Origin of the sequence: Micropruina sp., assembly GCF_047606365.1 — a bacterium.
In the GTDB taxonomy this organism is placed as follows: domain Bacteria; phylum Actinomycetota; class Actinomycetes; order Propionibacteriales; family Propionibacteriaceae; genus Micropruina.
Map to the genome: position 1 here is coordinate 1 of NZ_JASGEN010000007.1, position 16,461 is coordinate 16,461.

Sequence of the window (16,461 nt, forward strand, 5' to 3'; positions counted from 1 at the left end):
CCGGTCGCGGCACCGATGCGGTCGTCGGCGGCGCCATCGGCGGCATCGGCAGCGGCGCCGTCCGGGCGTTGGGGTCGGCGGCGATCTGGTCCAGTGCCCGCAATACCGCCTCGGTGTCGGGGCGCTCGGCCGGGTTCTTGGCCAGCAGCCGTCCGACCAGGGCGTCCAGGGCCTGCGGTGCGTCGGGACGCCGGCTCAGCAGCCGGGGCGGCACCTCGTTGATCTGGCTGGACGCCACCATGACGGCCTGGTCGCCGTCGAACGGCGGCCGTCCGGTCATCATGGTCATGATCAGGCAGCCCAGCGCGTACAGGTCGGTGGAGGCATCGACCGGACGACCCGAGGCCTGCTCGGGCGACATGTAGGCGGCGGTGCCGATGGTCATCGACGGTGCGGTCAGGTGCGGGTCGGCCTGTCCGGTGAGCTGGGCGATGCCGAAGTCGAGCAGTTTCACCCGTCCGCCGCTGCGCATCACGTTGGCCGGCTTGATGTCGCGATGCACCAGGCCGATCGCGTGCGCGGCGGACAGTCCGAGGGTGACCTGCCGGGCCACATCCAGGGTTTGGGCCAGGCTCAGCGGCCCGCTGCGGGCGATGGTGTCGGCCAGCGATTCGCCGTGCAGCAGTTCCATCACCAGGTAGGCGGTGCCGCCGTCGACGCCGCCGTCGAACACGGTGACGGTGTGCGGGCTGGTCAGCTTCGCGGTGAGCACGATCTCGCGTTGGAAGCGGCCGGCGATGGAGGGGTCGCTGACCCGCGCCAGGTCGACGGTCTTGACCGCCACCTCACGGTCGAGCCGGACGTCGCGGGCGCGCCACACCCGTCCCATGCCTCCGGCACCGATTTCGTTCTCCAGGCGGTAGCGCCCCGCCAGCAGTTGCCCCGTCACTATTCGCAGGTGCCCATCGGCCCGGCGCCCACGGTGTCCGGGGCCTTCTTGGTGGCGCCGCGGTACCAGATGCCCTCGGGCGTACGGAACACGTGCACCGACGAGTCGCCCAGGTGGATGGTGCTCTGCTTCCCGGCCGGGAAGGCGGTCTTGAGCGCGGCGAAGCTCGGGTTGGCCGGGTAGCCGTCGGCGAGCTTCAGCGATTTGTTCAGCGGGGCATCCAGATCGCTGGACCACCCGGTGAAGGTGCGCGGCGAGGCTTTGCTGCCCTTGGCTTTGCTCTGGAACAGGAACATGGTCTGGCCGTACTGCAGCTGCCGACCGTAGGGGGTGGCGTCGTCGAGTTCGCATACCGGCCCGGTGTAGGACTCGTCGGCCTTGCCCGCCTTGTCGGTGAGCAGCGCCACCACCTGTGCCTCGGCGGCACCGAAGTCGGTGCCGGAGACGCCCTTCGGCCCGAGCACCACCGAGTCGGCGGGAACCGACGCATCGGTGCTGGGCACCGGCGAGGCCGAGCCGGACGGGGTGGGTGTCGCGGTCTCGGTGCTGGCCGGGCCGGCCGACGGCGCGACGGTCACGGCGGGCGGCGGGGTGGTGGCGCAGGCGGTCAGTACGACGGCGGCGCCGGCCACACTCAACGCGCGCAACAGAAAGGCCATGCCTCCAAAGATAGGTGGCGGCGCACCAGGCGTCTTTGCGGCCTCGCCGAGACTGTCGGCCCTCACCGGTACGTTGTCTGCCATGGACGCCTCCGCACCCGCCAGCAGCACTCCACCGTCTGAGCCCTTGGCAGGGATGGGTGCGATCGTCACCGCCGACGGGGTCGGCTTCCGGGTCTGGGCGCCGCATGCCGATTCCGTCGCGGTGCTCGGCGACTTCAACGATTGGTCGGACGCCGCTGACCCGCTGGTCTCGGAAGCCAACGGCTACTGGTACACCTTCGTGCCGGGTGTCCGTCCGGGCGCCAACTTCAAGTACCGGATCGTCAATGCCCACCAGGAGCTGCACCGGATCGACCCGTACGCGTTCCAGGTCACCAACTCGGTCGGCAACGGGGTGGTCTACGACCACGCCGCGTTCGACTGGCAGGGCGACTCGTTCGTCTGCCCGCCGCACAACGACCTGGTGATCTACGAGTTGCACGTCGGCTCGTTCGCCCCCGCAGAACCCGGGCAGGTCGGCAAATTCGACGAGGTCCGGGCCAACCTCGACCACTTCCGGCGGCTCGGGGTCAGCGCTCTGCAGTTGATGCCGTCGGCGGAGTTCGCCGGCGACTTCTCCTGGGGCTACAACCCGGCGCACATCTTCGCCGTGGAGAGCTCCTACGGCGGGCCGGACGCCTTGAAGACCCTGATCCGAGAGGCGCACAGGGCCGGTCTCGCGGTGATCATGGACGTCGTCTACAACCACTTCGGGCCGTCCGACCTCGACCTGTGGCAGTTCGACGGCTGGTCCGAGAACGGCAAGGGCGGCATCTACTTCTACAACGACTGGCGCTCCAACACGCCCTGGGGCGACACCCGTCCCGACTACGGCCGGGGCGAGGTGCGTCAGTTCATCCGCGACAACGCGTTCATGTGGTTGCGCGATTACCACGTCGACGGCCTGCGGTTCGACATGACCCCCTACATGCGTTCGGTCGACGCCGATGCCGACTTCGACCTGCCCGACGGCTGGAGCCTGCAGAGCTGGATCAACCGCGCCGTCCGGCAGGAGTTCCCCGACACGATCACCATCGCCGAAGACCTGCACCGCGATCCCGCGGTGACCAGCACCGGACCCGACGGCGCGGCCTATCACGCCCAGTGGGAGGCCGATTTCGTGCATCCGGTGCGGGAGGCGATCATCGTCGCCGACGACGCCTACCGGTCGGTTCCGGCGGTGACCGACGCCATCGCCAACAACTACGGCGACACCTACGCGCGGGTGATCTACACCGAGTCGCACGACGAGGTGGCCAACGGCCGGGCCCGCGTCCCGCAGGAGATCGATCCCGACGACCCGGAGGGCTACTGGGCGCAGAAGCGGTCGACGCTGGGCGCCGGGCTGGTGTTCACCGCACCGGGCATTCCGATGATCTTCCAGGGCCAGGAGTTCCTGCAGGGCGGGTGGTTCCGCGACGACGTCGGCCTGGACTGGAGCCTCGACACCGAGTACCACGGCATCGTCCGGATGTACCGCGACCTGATCGCGCTGCGCCGCAACCTGGCCGGCACCACCAAGGGCCTGATGGGGTCGGGGCTACGGATCATCCATGCCCACGACGACAACAACATGATCGCGTTCCAGCGCTGGTGGGACCACGGCGCTCACGACGACGTGGTCGTGGTGGTCAATCTCGACTCGCAGCCGCGGGGGAACTACACAATCGGCATGCCTGCGCCGGGACTGTGGCGGCTGCGGTTCAACAGCGACGCGACGATCTACTCCGACGATTTCGGCGACTTCGATTCCTTCGATCTGGAGGCGGTCGCCGGCGACTACGACGGCATGCCGGCCCACGCCGCGCTGGCCATCGCGCCGTACAGCCTGCTGGTCTACAGCCGTGACTAGCCGTCACCGCCACTCACACGCTCTACCGATGGTTGAGCCTGCAAACACCTGAATTCACCATCATTTTGGCCGTAGAACCACACGAAGGCGAGAAATCGTAACATCGTAGTGATGAGAGAAACCCGCCCAAGTGGTTCCCAGCGGGGGTGACAGCCGCTAGCTTGTCCCCACGTCCCTGTCGGACAAAATTTATTTCGGGAGACAAGATGAGTGTGCCCATCGGCGAGCAACTTCGGCGCCGGAAGCCGATCGTTTTTCAACACATGCACCACAAGGGCGAAGAGCTCGCCCGCAACATGGGCACGTTCCAGTTGATGATGTTCGGCGTCGGTGCCACCGTCGGTACCGGCGTCTTTTTCGTGCTCAGCGAGGCGATCCCGAAGGCCGGCGCCGCCGTCCTCATCTCGTTCGTCATCGCTGCCGCGGCCGCGGGCCTGTCGGCGCTGTGCTACGCCGAGATGGCGTCCGCGATCCCGGTCAGCGGCTCGACGTACTCCTACACCTACCACGCGCTCGGTGAGGGTGCGGCGGTGCTGATCGCCGGCTGTGTGCTGCTTGAGTACGGCGTCGCGGTGTCGGCCGTGGCGGTCGGCTGGAGCGGTTACTTCAACGAACTGCTGCACAACCTGTTCGGCTTCACGATTCCGAAGTTCCTGTCACTCTCGTTCGTGCCCATCCCCGATCCCGACAACCCCGGCAGCTTCATCGCCACCGGTGGCGGAATCAACCTGCCGGCGATGATCCTGATCCTGCTGTGCATGGTGCTGCTGCTGCGTGGCGCGTCCGAGTCGGCGACAGTCAACGCGATCATGGTGATGATCAAGCTCGGCGTGCTGCTGCTGTTCACGGTGATCGGCTTCAGCGCCTTCCAGGCCGACCACTTCAACAACTTCTTCGCCCAGGCCGCCGGGATCAGCGGCGCGGCCGGCACAATCTTCTTCTCATTCATCGGATTGGATGCAGTAGCGACCGCCGGTGAGGAGGTGAAGAACCCGCAGAAGGCGCTGCCCCGGGCGATCATCGGGGCGCTGGTCATCGTGACCACCATCTACATCCTGGTCGCCGCTGCGGGAATCGCCGCCAAGCCGGTCGAGTTCTTCTCCACCGAGGCCGCCGGCGAGGCCGGCCTGGCCAAGATCCTGGCCGACGTCACCGGCAACCAGATCTGGTCGACGGTGCTGGCCGCCGGCGCCGTCATCTCGATCTTCTCGGTGACCCTGGTCACCCTCTACGGCCAGACCCGCATCCTGTTCGCGGTCGGCCGCGACGGTCTGATCCCGAAGAAGTTCCTCACGGTCAACCAGAAGACCATGACGCCGACCTACAACACCATCTTCGTGTCGGTCCTGGTCGCGATCATCTCCGGTTTCGTGCCGGCCGAGTACCTGTGGGACACCGTCTCCATCGGCACCCTGATGGCCTTCACGGTGGTCGCCATCTCGATCATGGTGCTGCGGCGGACCCACCCCGACCTGGAGCGTCCGTTCAAGGTGCCGCTCTACCCGGTGATCCCGATCCTGACCGTCGTCGCCTGTGTGTACGTGCTGTCCGGCCTGGCTCCCCTCACCTGGCTGATCTTCGGTTGCTGGATGGTCATCGTGTGGGCCTACTACTGGTTCTACGGACGCACCCACGCGACACTGAACACTTACAAGTCCCTGGAAGAGATTGCCGAGCCAAAGGGTAAGGACGACAAGGAATGACATATCTGGTCAGCTACCGACCACCGACCGACGACTCGGGCGCCCTGGCCCTGGCCTGTCAGTTCGCCCGGTCGGAGGCGGACACGGTCCATGCGCTCACCGTGGTGCCGCGCGGTTGGGAGACCTCAGCCGGCAGCGCCACCGACGGCGAGTTCGAAACCTGGGCCGCCGAGGAAGGCGAGGCGAGCGCCAGTGAAGCGCTGAAGCTGCTGGCCGATGAGCCGGGCATCACCGCCGAAGCGACCTGGGTCACCGGTCGATCGGTGCCCGCAGCCATCATGGAGCAGGCCGAGGAACTCGAGGCGACCCTGATCGTGGTCGGCTCCGGCACCGACGGCGTCGAGGGCCGGATCGCGGTCAGCTCGAAGACCGACCGGCTGCTGCACTCCTCGCCGGTGCCGGTGGCACTCGCCCCGCGTGGCTACCGTCCCCCGGCAGGATCGAAGATCAACCGGGTCACGCTGGCCTTCCGCGATGACGATGTCACCTGGAAGCTGCTCGACGACGTGGCCGACATCTGCAAGCGCGTCGGTGCCGAGCTGCGGCTGCTGACCGTTGCGCTGAAGCATCGGACGATGGTCACCTCCGCCGTCCGCAACGACGAGGACCTGGTCTTCGCCAAGCTGGTCGAGCAGGTCAAGGGCGCGCAGGTCGAGGCGCTCGAGCACCTGTACAAGCACGACGGGGTCAACGCGAGTGTCGACCTGGCCCGCGGCACCACCTGGGCCGACGCCCTGGCCGGTGTCGACTGGACCGAGGGTGACGTACTGGTGGTCGGGTCGTCCCGCACCCACAAGCTGGCCAACGTGTTCCTCGGCTCTGGTGGCGCGAAGATCGTCCGGAACTCCCCGGTGCCGGTGATCGTCGTTCCCTGATAAACCGCCGGTCGAGCCTGTCGAGACCTTCGTCGGTCGAGCTTGTCGAGGCCCTAAACACATGCCCTGGGTCAGGGAGCCAAGCGCTCCCTGACCCAGTCGCCGTTCGGGGCCAGTCGGTAGCGCAGCCGGTCGTGCAGCCGCGACGTCCGGCCCTGCCAGAACTCCCAAACCTCGGGCAGCACCCGGTAGCCGCCCCAGTGCTCGGGTCGCGGCGGATTCTCCCCGTAGCGGGCGGACGCCGCGTCGGCGTTGCTCACCAGGACCTCCCGGTTCGCGATCACCTCGCTCTGCGGTGAGGCCCAGGCGCCGACCCGGGAACCGACCGGACGGCTGGCGAAGTAGGCGTCCGATTCGGCCGGGGTGGTCCGCTCGACGCGACCCTCGATACGCACCACCCGCTCCAACTCGACCCAGTGGAACTGCAGCGCGACGAACGGGTGCGCCTCCAACTCGCGCGCCTTGCGTGAGCGGTAGTTGGTGTAGAACACCACGCCGTGGGCGTCGAAGCCCTTCATCAGCACGATCCTGGTGGACGGCCGCCCGTCGGGCCCGACCGTGGCCAGCGTCATCGCATTGGGTTCGGTGACTCCGGCGGCGACCGCCTCGTCGAACCAGGCGGTGAACTGTGCCAGCGGTTGGTCGGCGGCGCGGGCCTCGTCCAGGCTGTCGCGCTGATAGCTGACCCGCATCGCGGAGGGATCCATGCCCCGAGCCTACGACCGCCGCGAGGTCTTGCCGGGGCTCACCGCGAGGCGGATGCTAGGGCCATTCGCAGGTCAACTCGGAGGAGGCGGCGATGGACAACGCAGACGACGGGCCGGCCGTCCCGCGGATCATTCCGCCGGTGTGGGAGTTGCTGTGGCTGGGCGCTCAAGCCGGATTGACCGCCCAGGCCGGTGGACGCCGCCGGTTCCCCGGTCAGACGTTCCTCGCCGCCACGGTCGGAGCGGCGGCGCTGACTCTCAGCGTCGCGGCACTGCGCCGCTTCGGCCGGGTGGGCACCACCATGAAGCCGCACCACCCCGACGATGCGACGACGCTGGTCACCGACGGCCTCTATGCCTACACCCGCAACCCGATGTACTGCGCGATCATGCTCGTCCTGCTCGCCCACGCAATCTGGCAGGGACGGCTGCGCACCCTGGTCGCGCTGCCCGGGCTGGTGCTCACCCTGCAACCGCAGATCACCGCCGAGGAGCACGCCCTGACCCGGCTGTTCGGTGCGGACTACGAGGCGTACCGGGCTCGGGTGCCGCGCTGGTTCTAGGCCCATCGCCGGCCGAGTTGGTCGGGATCCCGACTCCGTTGGTCGAGCTTGCCGCGACCCCGGACCTCTTCCGCTCTGCTCACTCAATCGTTATAGTGCTCGGGACCGCACCCCCATTTCGGTCGGCCAACTCGTATCCCCCAACGGAGAGGGTCACTCATGTCCTATCCAAGCCGCATCGGACGGCTCACCCGCACGCTCACCAGGGCCGCCGCCGTCACCGCGGCCGGCGCGTTGATGGTCGCCGGCCTCGCCGCCCAACCAGCCGCCGCGGGAGGCGGCGGCGGTCATCATCGCGGCGGCCACCACGGCCATCGCCACGCCGACCCGAAGACGGTGGTGTACGTCGAGGTCAACAACTACGACTTCCGCAACGTCGCCGACTATTCGCTGAAGAACAGCAAGCGCCCGGCGTTCGACATGGCCATGATCTTCGCGGCCAACATCAACTACGACGTCGACAAGAAGAAGGCGTACCTGCATCTCAATGAGCGGGTCACCGAAACGTTGGAGAACGCCAAGACGCAGATCCGGCCGGTGCAGGCCAAGGGCACCAAGGTGCTGCTGTCGATCCTGGGCAACCACCAGGGTGCGGGCTTCGCGAACTTCCCCACCTACCAGGCCGCGGACGCCTTCGCCGCCGAGCTCGCCGCAGCGGTGAAGAAGTACCGCCTGGACGGCATCGACCTCGACGACGAATGGTCGGAGTACGGCGTCAACGGCACCGGCCAGCCCAACGACTACTCGTTCGTCTATTTCATCAAGGCGCTGCGGCACCGGCTCGGCAAGGACAAGCTGATCACCTTCTACAACATCGGCCCCTCGGGCGAGCGGACGGTCTACCGCGGCTTCAAGGCGGGCTGGCTGCTCGACTACGCCTACAACCCGTACTACGGCTCGTGGCAGCCGCCGCAGATTCCGGGCCTGAAGCAGCGGCAGCTGGGCGCGGCCGCGGTCGACCTGACCACCACCGACAACGCGCTGGCCGTGGAGATGGCGCAACGCACCGTGCGGGAGCGGTTCGGCGTTTACGTCACCTACAACCTGACCGATCAGGACCATTCGGCGTACCTGTCCGGCATCACCCGGGCGCTGAAGGGCAAGAGCACGGTCTACCGACCCCAGCGCTAGCCGTTTCGTTGGTTGAGCTTGTCGCGACCCGGGGGTTTCGACAAGCTCAACCCAAGCGACAAGCTCAACCAGAGCGTCAAGCTCGACCAGCGGATCAGCGGGCGGCGCGGGGCCTCGTCCGGCCCTCCATCGCCCGTTGGCAGGCATTCACCGTTTCGGGAGCCAGGTCGACGCCGAGTGCGCGGGCCTGCCCGGTCACCCAGCGCACCAGACGTTGCACCTCGACGGTGTTGCCGGCCAACACCTCGGTGTTGATCCGCTCGACCAGCAGCAACTCGTCCTCGGGTGCGACCAACAGCGCCCGTCCGGCAGCCCAGCGGGCGACGTCCAGATCGCTGTGTTCCAGCGCCCATCGGGTGAGCAGCACGCCGGCGTCCCGCAGCAGCGACGCCATATCGGTGCGCAACTCCTCCGCCCAACGCCATTGCCCCGGTGCGGCGTCGGCCAGCGGCGCGCCACGGACGTACTCCAGCACGTTGACCAGCACCTCCGGGCCCAGCCGGTTCAGGCCGGGCGCGGTCAGCACCTGCACCCGCTGCCAGTCCGACTCGACGCCGGGATGCAGTTCGATGCGTCCGGAGTAGGCCTCGGGCAGGTAGGCGGCACCTGTGGCGTCCGAACCAAGCCAGGAACGCAGTCGCGACATATTCGACCGCCGGGTGCTCTCGGCCACCACGAGTTCGTTGGTCATCCGGGTCGCGGTACTCCGCGGGTTCTCCAGCAGCCACGCGCAGTATTCCTCGCACTGCCGGCGGGAACGCGCGGGTGCTTCTCCTGCTGCACCCAGCAGTTCGATCGGCCCGATCAGCTTCAGATAGGGATGTTCGATCAGCTCGGGCGCTGCCTCGCCGATCCGGACGGATTCCCGTCGCGGCACCAGGGCTCGGACGTTGTCCGCCTCCGACCACCAGGGCGCTTTCCCGGCTGGCTGCTCGGTGGCCGCGAAGATCGTGCCGATCGCCGCCCGGGTGTGCGCCGGGATCAGGTGCGGGCGAAGCTCGCAGCGCTCCGGGTCGAGCCGGGCGCCGGGCTCATCGTCGCTACCGGTCAGCACCAGCGCCGATCCGCCCGTTCCGGCGACCACGCCGGCCACCCCCAGATCGGCATCGCCGACGATCTCGTCGAGACGGGCCCGCACGACTTCGCTCGGCTCATCGGCGACGATGACGATCTGCGCGGCACCGGCCTCGGCCCGTTCCGGATCGACGCGCAGCAGCGCGGTCGGCGAGTCGTCGGCGGCCCGCTCCGCGACCAAGGCCGCCAGGCCGTCGAGAGCCTCCTCGGCTTCGGCATAGAACCGGACCAGCTCGGGGCAGGCTGCCCGGACGAACATCTCGTCGCCTCCGATTACCGTCAGGCTGAGTTCCGAGGCCCACGGTGAACAGGACAGCTCCACCGCCATCGCGGCGGCCGCCGCGTGTCGCAGGTTCCGTGGCCCGTCCAGCGCCAGTGGCGACCGCGCTTCCAGGTCGATCATCAGCCAATTGCCATCGGAGTCCCGGCCGACCGTGATCAGCGCGGGGAAGGGCACCGGGTGCGCCGAAGCGGGCAGCTTGTCGGCGGCGGCGTTGGTCAGCCGCCAGCAACCCGCCACGCGGCGGAAGCCGTCCGGCGGATCGAAGGCCGGCTCGGTCTCCCACTCGAAACTCACCCCGGCCCCGTCGATGCGGGCCACCGCGAGTCGTGGCAACGGCCGGCCGGCGTCGTGGGCCCGGGCTCCGAGTGCGCGCAGTGCCGTCTCCAGCAGGGCTGTCGTGTCCGGTCGTTCACGTCGGCCCAGCGCTGTCTCGTAGCGTCGCAGATCCACCGGCGGATGGTTGATCCGCCGGCCCAGCGGACGCGCCCGCAGCTGATCGAGCCGGTTCAGGCCCAATCCGACGAGAATCATCGCCGCCGCCGCACCGGACAGCCCGCCGACGAGCGACCAGCCGGAACCGGACGCGGTGGCCGCTGAGGTCTGGGGTACGCCATCAGGAGCTGGTTGCGTCTCCGGCGCGGGCGCTGTGGGCTCGCCGGGCTGCTGCGTCTGTGGAACCGATTGGCCTTGTGGGAGGCGGTTCTGCTTTCGTACCGGACGATGCCGGCCGGGTTCGGGCGCTGCGGCCGCCTGGGCCGGAATCACCAGTTGCCAGCCGACGTCGATCACGTCCGGATCCTTGATCCGATCCTTGTTGGCCCGGAAGATCCGCGGCCATTTGGCGGCGGCTCCCAGATGCTCCTCGGCGAGCTCGCTCAACGTGTCGCCGCGCTTCACCACGACCGTCAGCGGGGACGCCGCTCGCCGCTGTTCGGGCTTCGCGAGCGCCCGGCGTGCGCCGGTTTCCGGTGCCGTGGCGTCCGGCTCGTCCGGCAGCTCGGGCACCACCAACCGGACGCCCGGGGTCAGGTCGACGGTCGGGTTCGCCAGCAACTCGGGGTTCGCGTCGGCCAGCAGCCGCCATCGGCTGCCCTGGCCCAGCAGCTGTTCGGCCACGCTCCACAGATCGTCGCCGGGACGCACCCGGTAGCTCGTCGCGTCGTCGACGACGTGCTTCGAGTCGTCCTCTTCATCGGCAGGCAGCCCCACCGCCGCTGTCGTACCGGTCGGCTGCGGGGCAGGGACGGCAGCCATCGCCGGCGCGGCGGTGCCCGACAGCACCGCGACCACCAGGGCTCCGGCCAGTGACTGGAAGCCGCCCAGCAGCGGGATGTGAAGCGGCGACCTCCGGCGCCCGATGAGATTGACGGCTTCAGCCACCGCCGAGAGCGTGAAGGCCGCCCAGGCCAGCCAGCCGGCCACGGTCAGACCGGCCAGCACCGCGGACCCGTCGTCGGGGCGGGCCAGATCCGCGAGGCGGAGCGGCGACACCCCCCACAGCCACAGGGCCACCGGCACGCCGCCGACGATCGCCAACAGTGACAACGCGGCGGCCACGGCGCGCAAGCGAGTCATTTCAGCCTCTCCTTCGATAGCGATCCAGCACCGAGTCGGCCTCGGCGCTCACCGTCCAGCTACCCGGCCAGCCGGGAACGATCAGGTCGGACAACGGCACGGTGCAGGCGACTTGGCTGCTCACCCTGGCCGGCTGCCCGACCGGGATCTGGAAGCCGCTCAGATCGGTGTCGACCCGCAGCGATGAACAGGACAATCCACGGGTGGCGGCCTGGGACCGCGCGATGTCGTCAGCCGCCGCCCGCGCCTCGGACGGCGTCCGCGCCATCGAGGCGGCCCGAGAGGCCGTCCCGGCGATCTGCTCGACGACCGTGTGCGCCTGCCAGATCCGGGCGGAACCGATCATCATCGAGAGCAGCAGTCCCAGTGCGGGCACGATCAGCGCGAACTCCAGGGCTGCGGCGCCTCGTTCCGCATTCCCGCTTGTGGTGGCTCGGTCGGGCATCATGGCTCGGTCCGTTCCAACGGCATCACGGCATGCTCGGTGACGTTGCCCAGACCGAGATCGAAGATCAGCGGCGCGTGTGCGGTCACCACCACTCGGACGATGCGTGCCTGCCGCTCCACCCGGACGTCGACCCCGGTCAGCCCGCCGGCCGCGCCGATCCGGCGTCCCATCGCGGACGCCTCGGCGTCGGAACCGCGCCCCCAGGCGACCTGCGCGGCCACCGCGGAGGCCGCCTGGGACGCCACGTTGCGTCCGTGCAGCCAGACTCCGGCCTGGATGGTGCCGAGCACCACCAGCATCAGCACGGGGATCAGCAGCGCCCACTGGGTGGACTCCGCGACCCCGCGCTCGCTCACGGCTGCTTCAGCGGACCCAGCTTGTCGTTGATGAAGAACGTCACCACCCCGACGATCGTCATAGCCACCGCAACAGCTCCGGCCAGCAGCAAGGCGTTCTCGGTGGACTGGGACAGCCCCTTCTCGTCGCGGCGCGGCGGGCTGAGCAGGAACCCGATCAGGGTGTGCAGGATGGACATGGTGGTACTCCTTCATGGTGGAAGTCATGTGCTCAGCAACCTGAGCAGGGGTGGAATCAGGAACAGCAGCCCGAAGATCAGGCTGGGAATGACCATCAGGAAGGTCATCCGCTCAGAGACGGCGGAGGCTTCGACCTTCGCCTTGGTCAGATGCGCGTCGCGCAACTCCTTGACCCGCGCCCGCAACGCATCCGAGAGTGAGGCGCCGGAGTCGTCGAGCTTCATCACGTCGGCGACGTCACACAACGCCGGCAACTCGAGCTGCTCGCCCAGCCGTTTCAGTTCGGTGAACGGCGCCCGCTGCTCCAGCCTGGAGCGCTGCAGCGAATCTCTGATGGCCACGAACACGGCCTGATCCGACACCGCGGCCGCCGCATGCAGCGACTGCGTGGCGCTCGAGTTCGCCAGCCGCTCCAACGTCACCAGATCCATGAAGGTCAGCAGTGCTTCGGTCGCATCGGAGGCGGTCGCGACCGCCCGACGTCCGATCACGATGTCGGGCAGGAAGAAGCCCACCACCCCCAGCAGCACCGCGACGACCAGCGGCAGGGCCATCGAATCGCCCGTGGTGAGCAGCAGGGCCGCGCCGACCAGCGTGGGCAGGGCGAACCCGGCCATGGCTACGAGCGCCTTGTAGGTGTAGAACCGGTCGAGGCCGATGCCCCGCAACTGCAGCTGCCGACCGATCCGGTCGTCGATGCGGCCGGGCATACGACGGCGCACCCATGCACCCAGCCGATCCCGACCACCGACCGGGGCCGACGGCTGAACCGCCGCCCGGCCGTCCAGCACGCTCAAGGTGTCGGCCAGCCGCGGATGGGTCGGGACGAAGTAGCCGACCAGCGCCCACAGGCCCACGGCCAGCAACACCCCGGACGCGATCGCGACCCACAGCCCGCTCATCGCAGGCTCCTCAGGATCCGGTCGCGACGGCGAGGCATCGTCATCCGACGCAGCATCAGCAGGGACGCCACGTACAGCGTGAGTAGCGACAACAGAATGGCCTGCCCGACCGGCGTTCCGTAGGGCGCGAAGAACTCGCGACCGAACAGCAGCGCCACGGCGAGGACGGCGACGGTGACCACCGTCACCTGCCGCACGACGATGCGCGGTTTGGCCCGCTCGGTCTCGATCTCACGTTGTGCCTTGAGCCGGTCCTGGATGGAATCGGCGAGCGCGTGCAGCGTGGCGGTCGCACCGGTGCCACCCCGTTCGGCGGCCAGGGCGAGCGCGGCCAGCACCGCGTCGGCATCGGCCGAGTCCAACTCGTCCGCCATCGCCCGCAGCGCCTCGGGCGCCGTCCATCGTTCGTCGAGCCGGGCGACCAGCAGAGCCAACGGTCCGGACAGTACTGCCGGCGCGTTGCGTGCGGACACCCGGATGGCGTCGGTGATCGAACGTCCGGTTGGGATTGTCGCGGCCAGGCCACGCACCCATCGATCGAGCGCCTCCAGCATCTCGACGTCGCGATTCGGGGGCGCGCTCAGCAGAATCGGCAGGCCGACCACCGCGATCGGAACCACGAGCACCATCACGGTCATCCCCGTGACGGCGGCGAACCCGATGCCGGCGATCACGCCGATGCCCAGTCGCAGCCCATGCGCCCGCAGCAACGGGAGCAAGCGATCGGTCAGCGAACCTGCCGGTTTGCCGTGCCTCGCCGGTGCCACCGCGCGGCGTCGGAGGCCGGCGACGACCAGAACCACCCCGCCGAGCAGGAGGGCACCGAGCAGACCGGCCGACACCGCGCTCATGACCGATCCCAGGCCTCATCGAACTCGGCCAGCTCTTCGGTGAATGCCGGCTCGGGGTGGAACACCGCAGCAGACGTGGAGGTCGGCGCGGAATAGACCAGGTGGGTGACCGGGCGCCCCGCTTCGATGGCGCCGGTGAGCTGCCGGATCTCGGCGACCAGGCGGGTGCGGCGTCCGCCACGCCAGGTGTCGTCGGTCAGCCGCACATAGACAAGGAGATGGATGTGGTGCGCGATCTGTCGATAGGCCTCGTCGACGCTCAACACCCCGCCCTGGGCGACCCGGGAGGCCAGCCGGTCCATCGTGGACGCCGCCGAATGCGAGTGGGTGGTACTCAAAGTTCCCGCCCCGGACTGCATCGCCTCAAACATCGCACCGGCCTCCGAGCCGCGCACCTCACCGACGATCAGCCGGGACAGGTTCTGCCGCAGCGCCTCGGGAATCAGGTCGGCCACCGTGTACTCGCCGAGCCGGCGCCCGTCCTGATGTTCACCCAGCCCGACCTTGGCCTGCAGGGCGAGCATGTTGCGCCGGTTCGGCCGCAGATGGGTGAGCAACTCGTAGTCGGTCTCGAGTGTGCCGAACCGCTCGTTCTCGGGGATCGCCTCGATCAACGCCCGCAGCAGCGTGGTCTTTCCGGCGCCCTGCCCGGCCAGGGGGAAACCACCACTTAAGATGGAGGCACTATGAGCCCGAAGCGAGTGCGCACCTGCGCCCTGTACGTCCGCATCAGCCTGCGCACCGAGGAGTCCGTCTCCATTGAGCGACAGGTCGAGGCGGGTACCAAGTACGCCGAGGCGCGCGGCTGGAAGGTAGTCGGCGTCTTCCGCGACGAGGGCGTCTCGGCCACGCACAACCGGCCGGAGGACCGCGACGGCTGGCGCGCGCTGCTGGCCAGCCCGTCACGCTTCGACGCGGTGGTGGTGTGGAAGGTCGACCGCCTGGCGCGCCGCGTCATGGACTTCCTCAACGCGAACGAGGCCGTCAAGGAGCGCGGCGCGGGGCTGGTCGCGGTGGAAGACCCCATCGACATGACCACCGCCCAGGGCGAGGCGTTCGCCATCATGCTGGCGGTGTTCGGCCAGATGGAGGCGGCGGCGATGCGCGACCGGCAGCGCGCCGCCCGTGCGCACCTGCTCAAGCATGGCCGCTACCCGGGCGGGACGGTGCTGTACGGCTACCGAAGCGTCCCCAACCCGCAGGGCCCCGGCTACGTGCTCGTGCACGACGAGGAGGAGATCAAGTGGGTGCGGGAGATTGTGCGCCGCACCATGGCCGGTCAGTCGCTGTACTCGACCATGCAGTGGCTCCGCGAGAACAACGCGCCCGTGCCTGCACGCCCCTGGCTGCAGAAGAAGCTCGACGAGGCCATCAAGAAGGCCGACGCGAACCCTGCCGACCGAGCGCTCCGGGACGCCGTGGAGGCCGCCCGGGCCAAGCGCGACGCCGACGCCGACCGCGAGTGGCGCTATCTGACGGTGGACCGCCTGGTGCGGCATCCGCTGCTCGCGGGGATGATTCCGCACAACCCGAGCGTGCACAGCTCGGGCACCCGCAGCAAGGTGCGCGGCGACGAGGTCGTCCGCGACGAGGACGGCCTACCCGTAATCGACGAGACGCTGGCCGTCATGCCGGTGGGCCAGTGGCGGGCGATGCAGGCCAAGCTCGCCGAGCCCACCCCGCAGCGGCAGCCGCGCGCGTTGAAGCGGAAGCACTCGGGCCTGTTGTCGGGACTGATGTGGTGCGGCGAGCACGACGAGCCGGTGCGCATGTGGCGCAAGGCCCTCGGCACCAAGGGGAATCTGCGGCTTGCCTACAACTGCCGCAGCTGCGGCCAGAACATCACCACCCCGGACGCCGTCGTCGTCTCCGAGTTCTTGGCCCGGTTGGGCGACGTGCCGCACCTGCAGATGCTCGAAGAGGTCGTCGAGGGCGGCTCTGTGCAGCTGCAGGAGGCCTCGGTGCGGCTGACCGAGCTTGGCCGCGAGGTGGTTAACGCCAGCCCCGACCGGGCCGCCGAAATCATCGCCGAGATGACGCGCCTCAAGGCTGTTCAGGAAGAGGCCCGGCACCAGCCCGCCACGCGCCAGTGGGTTCCGGTCGGCGCGGACCGCACCTACGCCGAGGACTGGGCCGCCGCCGAGACCGACGAGGACCGCCGCCTGGTGCTGGGCGACGCCCTGAACCGGGTGCTCGTGCGGCGCGGGCCGATCGGGCAGAAGGGCCCCGCCGCGCGGCTGGCCCGAATGACGTTCGAGTGGCTGCCCCACGGGCAGATCACAGCGCCGAGCGACGCCGAGCTGGCGTCCTGGGCGGGCGCCTAGAACCGATGGGGAGCCCCTGGTGTCCGGAATGGGCTGCAAGGACGCCA

15 protein-coding genes and 1 pseudogene are annotated in these 16,461 nt (G+C 69.0%); 6 read left to right on the forward strand and 10 right to left on the reverse strand.

The annotated features are described in order from the left end of the window. Together QM624_RS00995 and QM624_RS01000 are read right to left on the reverse strand one after the other, a co-directional pair. Positions 1 to 889, reverse strand: an 889-nt coding sequence (locus QM624_RS00995; RefSeq protein ID WP_415088214.1) for a serine/threonine-protein kinase, incomplete at its 3' end; no start/stop codon positions are given. Next, positions 889 to 1,548, reverse strand: a complete 660-nt coding sequence (locus tag QM624_RS01000) for a hypothetical protein (protein ID WP_415088215.1) — start codon at positions 1,546 to 1,548, stop codon at positions 889 to 891. The genes QM624_RS01000 and QM624_RS00995, both read right to left, overlap by 1 nt. 82 nt (positions 1,549 to 1,630) lie before the next feature. On the opposite strand from QM624_RS01000, the gene QM624_RS01005 reads away from it, so the two are divergent. The 3 genes from QM624_RS01005 (at position 1,631) to QM624_RS01015 (ending at position 6,020) form a co-directional block, all read left to right on the forward strand. After that, a complete protein-coding gene (locus tag QM624_RS01005) occupies positions 1,631 to 3,442 on the forward strand; it encodes an alpha-amylase family glycosyl hydrolase (protein WP_415088216.1) in 1,812 nt (603 codons plus the stop codon). Positions 3,443 to 3,648: 206 nt separating this feature from the next. Then, on the forward strand, positions 3,649 to 5,145 hold the full coding sequence (locus QM624_RS01010; protein WP_415088217.1) for an APC family permease: 1,497 nt from the start codon (positions 3,649 to 3,651) through the stop codon (positions 5,143 to 5,145). After that, entirely contained in the window at positions 5,142 to 6,020 is an 879-nt protein-coding gene (locus tag QM624_RS01015; RefSeq protein ID WP_415088218.1) for a universal stress protein, read from the forward strand. Before QM624_RS01010 ends, QM624_RS01015 begins: the two co-directional genes overlap by 4 nt. Positions 6,021 to 6,091: 71 nt before the next feature. On the opposite strand, the gene pdxH is transcribed toward QM624_RS01015, so the two are convergent. Continuing rightward, positions 6,092 to 6,727 carry a pyridoxamine 5'-phosphate oxidase gene (gene pdxH, locus QM624_RS01020; RefSeq protein ID WP_415088219.1) on the reverse strand — a complete coding sequence of 212 codons (636 nt, stop codon included), beginning with the start codon at positions 6,725 to 6,727 and terminating at the stop codon, positions 6,092 to 6,094. Positions 6,728 to 6,819: 92 nt separating this feature from the next. Here pdxH and QM624_RS01025 point away from each other — a divergent pair, with 92 nt between their 5' ends. Beyond that, a complete protein-coding gene (locus QM624_RS01025) occupies positions 6,820 to 7,290 on the forward strand; it encodes a methyltransferase family protein (RefSeq protein ID WP_415088220.1) in 471 nt (156 codons plus the stop codon). Between the two features lie 159 nt (positions 7,291 to 7,449). Continuing rightward, the gene (locus QM624_RS01030) at positions 7,450 to 8,421 is read left to right on the forward strand and encodes an endo-beta-N-acetylglucosaminidase H (protein ID WP_415088221.1); all 972 of its coding nucleotides are present in this window, start codon (positions 7,450 to 7,452) and stop codon (positions 8,419 to 8,421) included. A gap of 94 nt (positions 8,422 to 8,515) precedes the next feature. Here the strand turns inward: QM624_RS01030 and QM624_RS01035 are convergent, their stop codons facing one another. The 7 genes and pseudogenes from QM624_RS01035 to QM624_RS01065 form a co-directional block, all read right to left on the reverse strand. Further along, positions 8,516 to 11,353 carry a LysM peptidoglycan-binding domain-containing protein gene (locus QM624_RS01035; protein WP_415088222.1) on the reverse strand — a complete coding sequence of 946 codons (2,838 nt, stop codon included), beginning with the start codon at positions 11,351 to 11,353 and terminating at the stop codon, positions 8,516 to 8,518. 1 nt (position 11,354) lies between these two features. Next, positions 11,355 to 11,801, reverse strand: coding sequence for a TadE/TadG family type IV pilus assembly protein (locus QM624_RS01040; RefSeq protein WP_415088223.1), 447 nt, complete (start codon positions 11,799 to 11,801; stop codon positions 11,355 to 11,357). Further along, on the reverse strand, positions 11,798 to 12,157 hold the full coding sequence (locus QM624_RS01045) for a TadE/TadG family type IV pilus assembly protein (protein ID WP_415088224.1): 360 nt from the start codon (positions 12,155 to 12,157) through the stop codon (positions 11,798 to 11,800). The genes QM624_RS01040 and QM624_RS01045 overlap by 4 nt, the downstream gene beginning before the upstream one ends. After that, on the reverse strand, positions 12,154 to 12,336 hold the full coding sequence (locus tag QM624_RS01050) for a hypothetical protein (RefSeq protein WP_415088225.1): 183 nt from the start codon (positions 12,334 to 12,336) through the stop codon (positions 12,154 to 12,156). The genes QM624_RS01045 and QM624_RS01050 overlap by 4 nt, the downstream gene beginning before the upstream one ends. A 24-nt stretch (positions 12,337 to 12,360) precedes the next feature. Beyond that, positions 12,361 to 13,239 carry a hypothetical protein gene (locus QM624_RS01055; RefSeq protein ID WP_415088226.1) on the reverse strand — a complete coding sequence of 293 codons (879 nt, stop codon included), beginning with the start codon at positions 13,237 to 13,239 and terminating at the stop codon, positions 12,361 to 12,363. After that, positions 13,236 to 14,090 carry a type II secretion system F family protein gene (locus QM624_RS01060; protein WP_415088227.1) on the reverse strand — a complete coding sequence of 285 codons (855 nt, stop codon included), beginning with the start codon at positions 14,088 to 14,090 and terminating at the stop codon, positions 13,236 to 13,238. Before QM624_RS01060 ends, QM624_RS01055 begins: the two co-directional genes overlap by 4 nt. Continuing rightward, positions 14,087 to 14,737: pseudogene (locus QM624_RS01065) on the reverse strand (ATPase, T2SS/T4P/T4SS family); the annotation flags it as partial. The gene QM624_RS01060 and the pseudogene QM624_RS01065, both read right to left, overlap by 4 nt. A gap of 39 nt (positions 14,738 to 14,776) precedes the next feature. Between QM624_RS01065 and QM624_RS01070 the strand changes: the two are divergent. Then, on the forward strand, positions 14,777 to 16,414 hold the full coding sequence (locus tag QM624_RS01070; RefSeq protein WP_415088228.1) for a recombinase family protein: 1,638 nt from the start codon (positions 14,777 to 14,779) through the stop codon (positions 16,412 to 16,414). Positions 16,415 to 16,461: the final 47 nt, after the last annotated feature.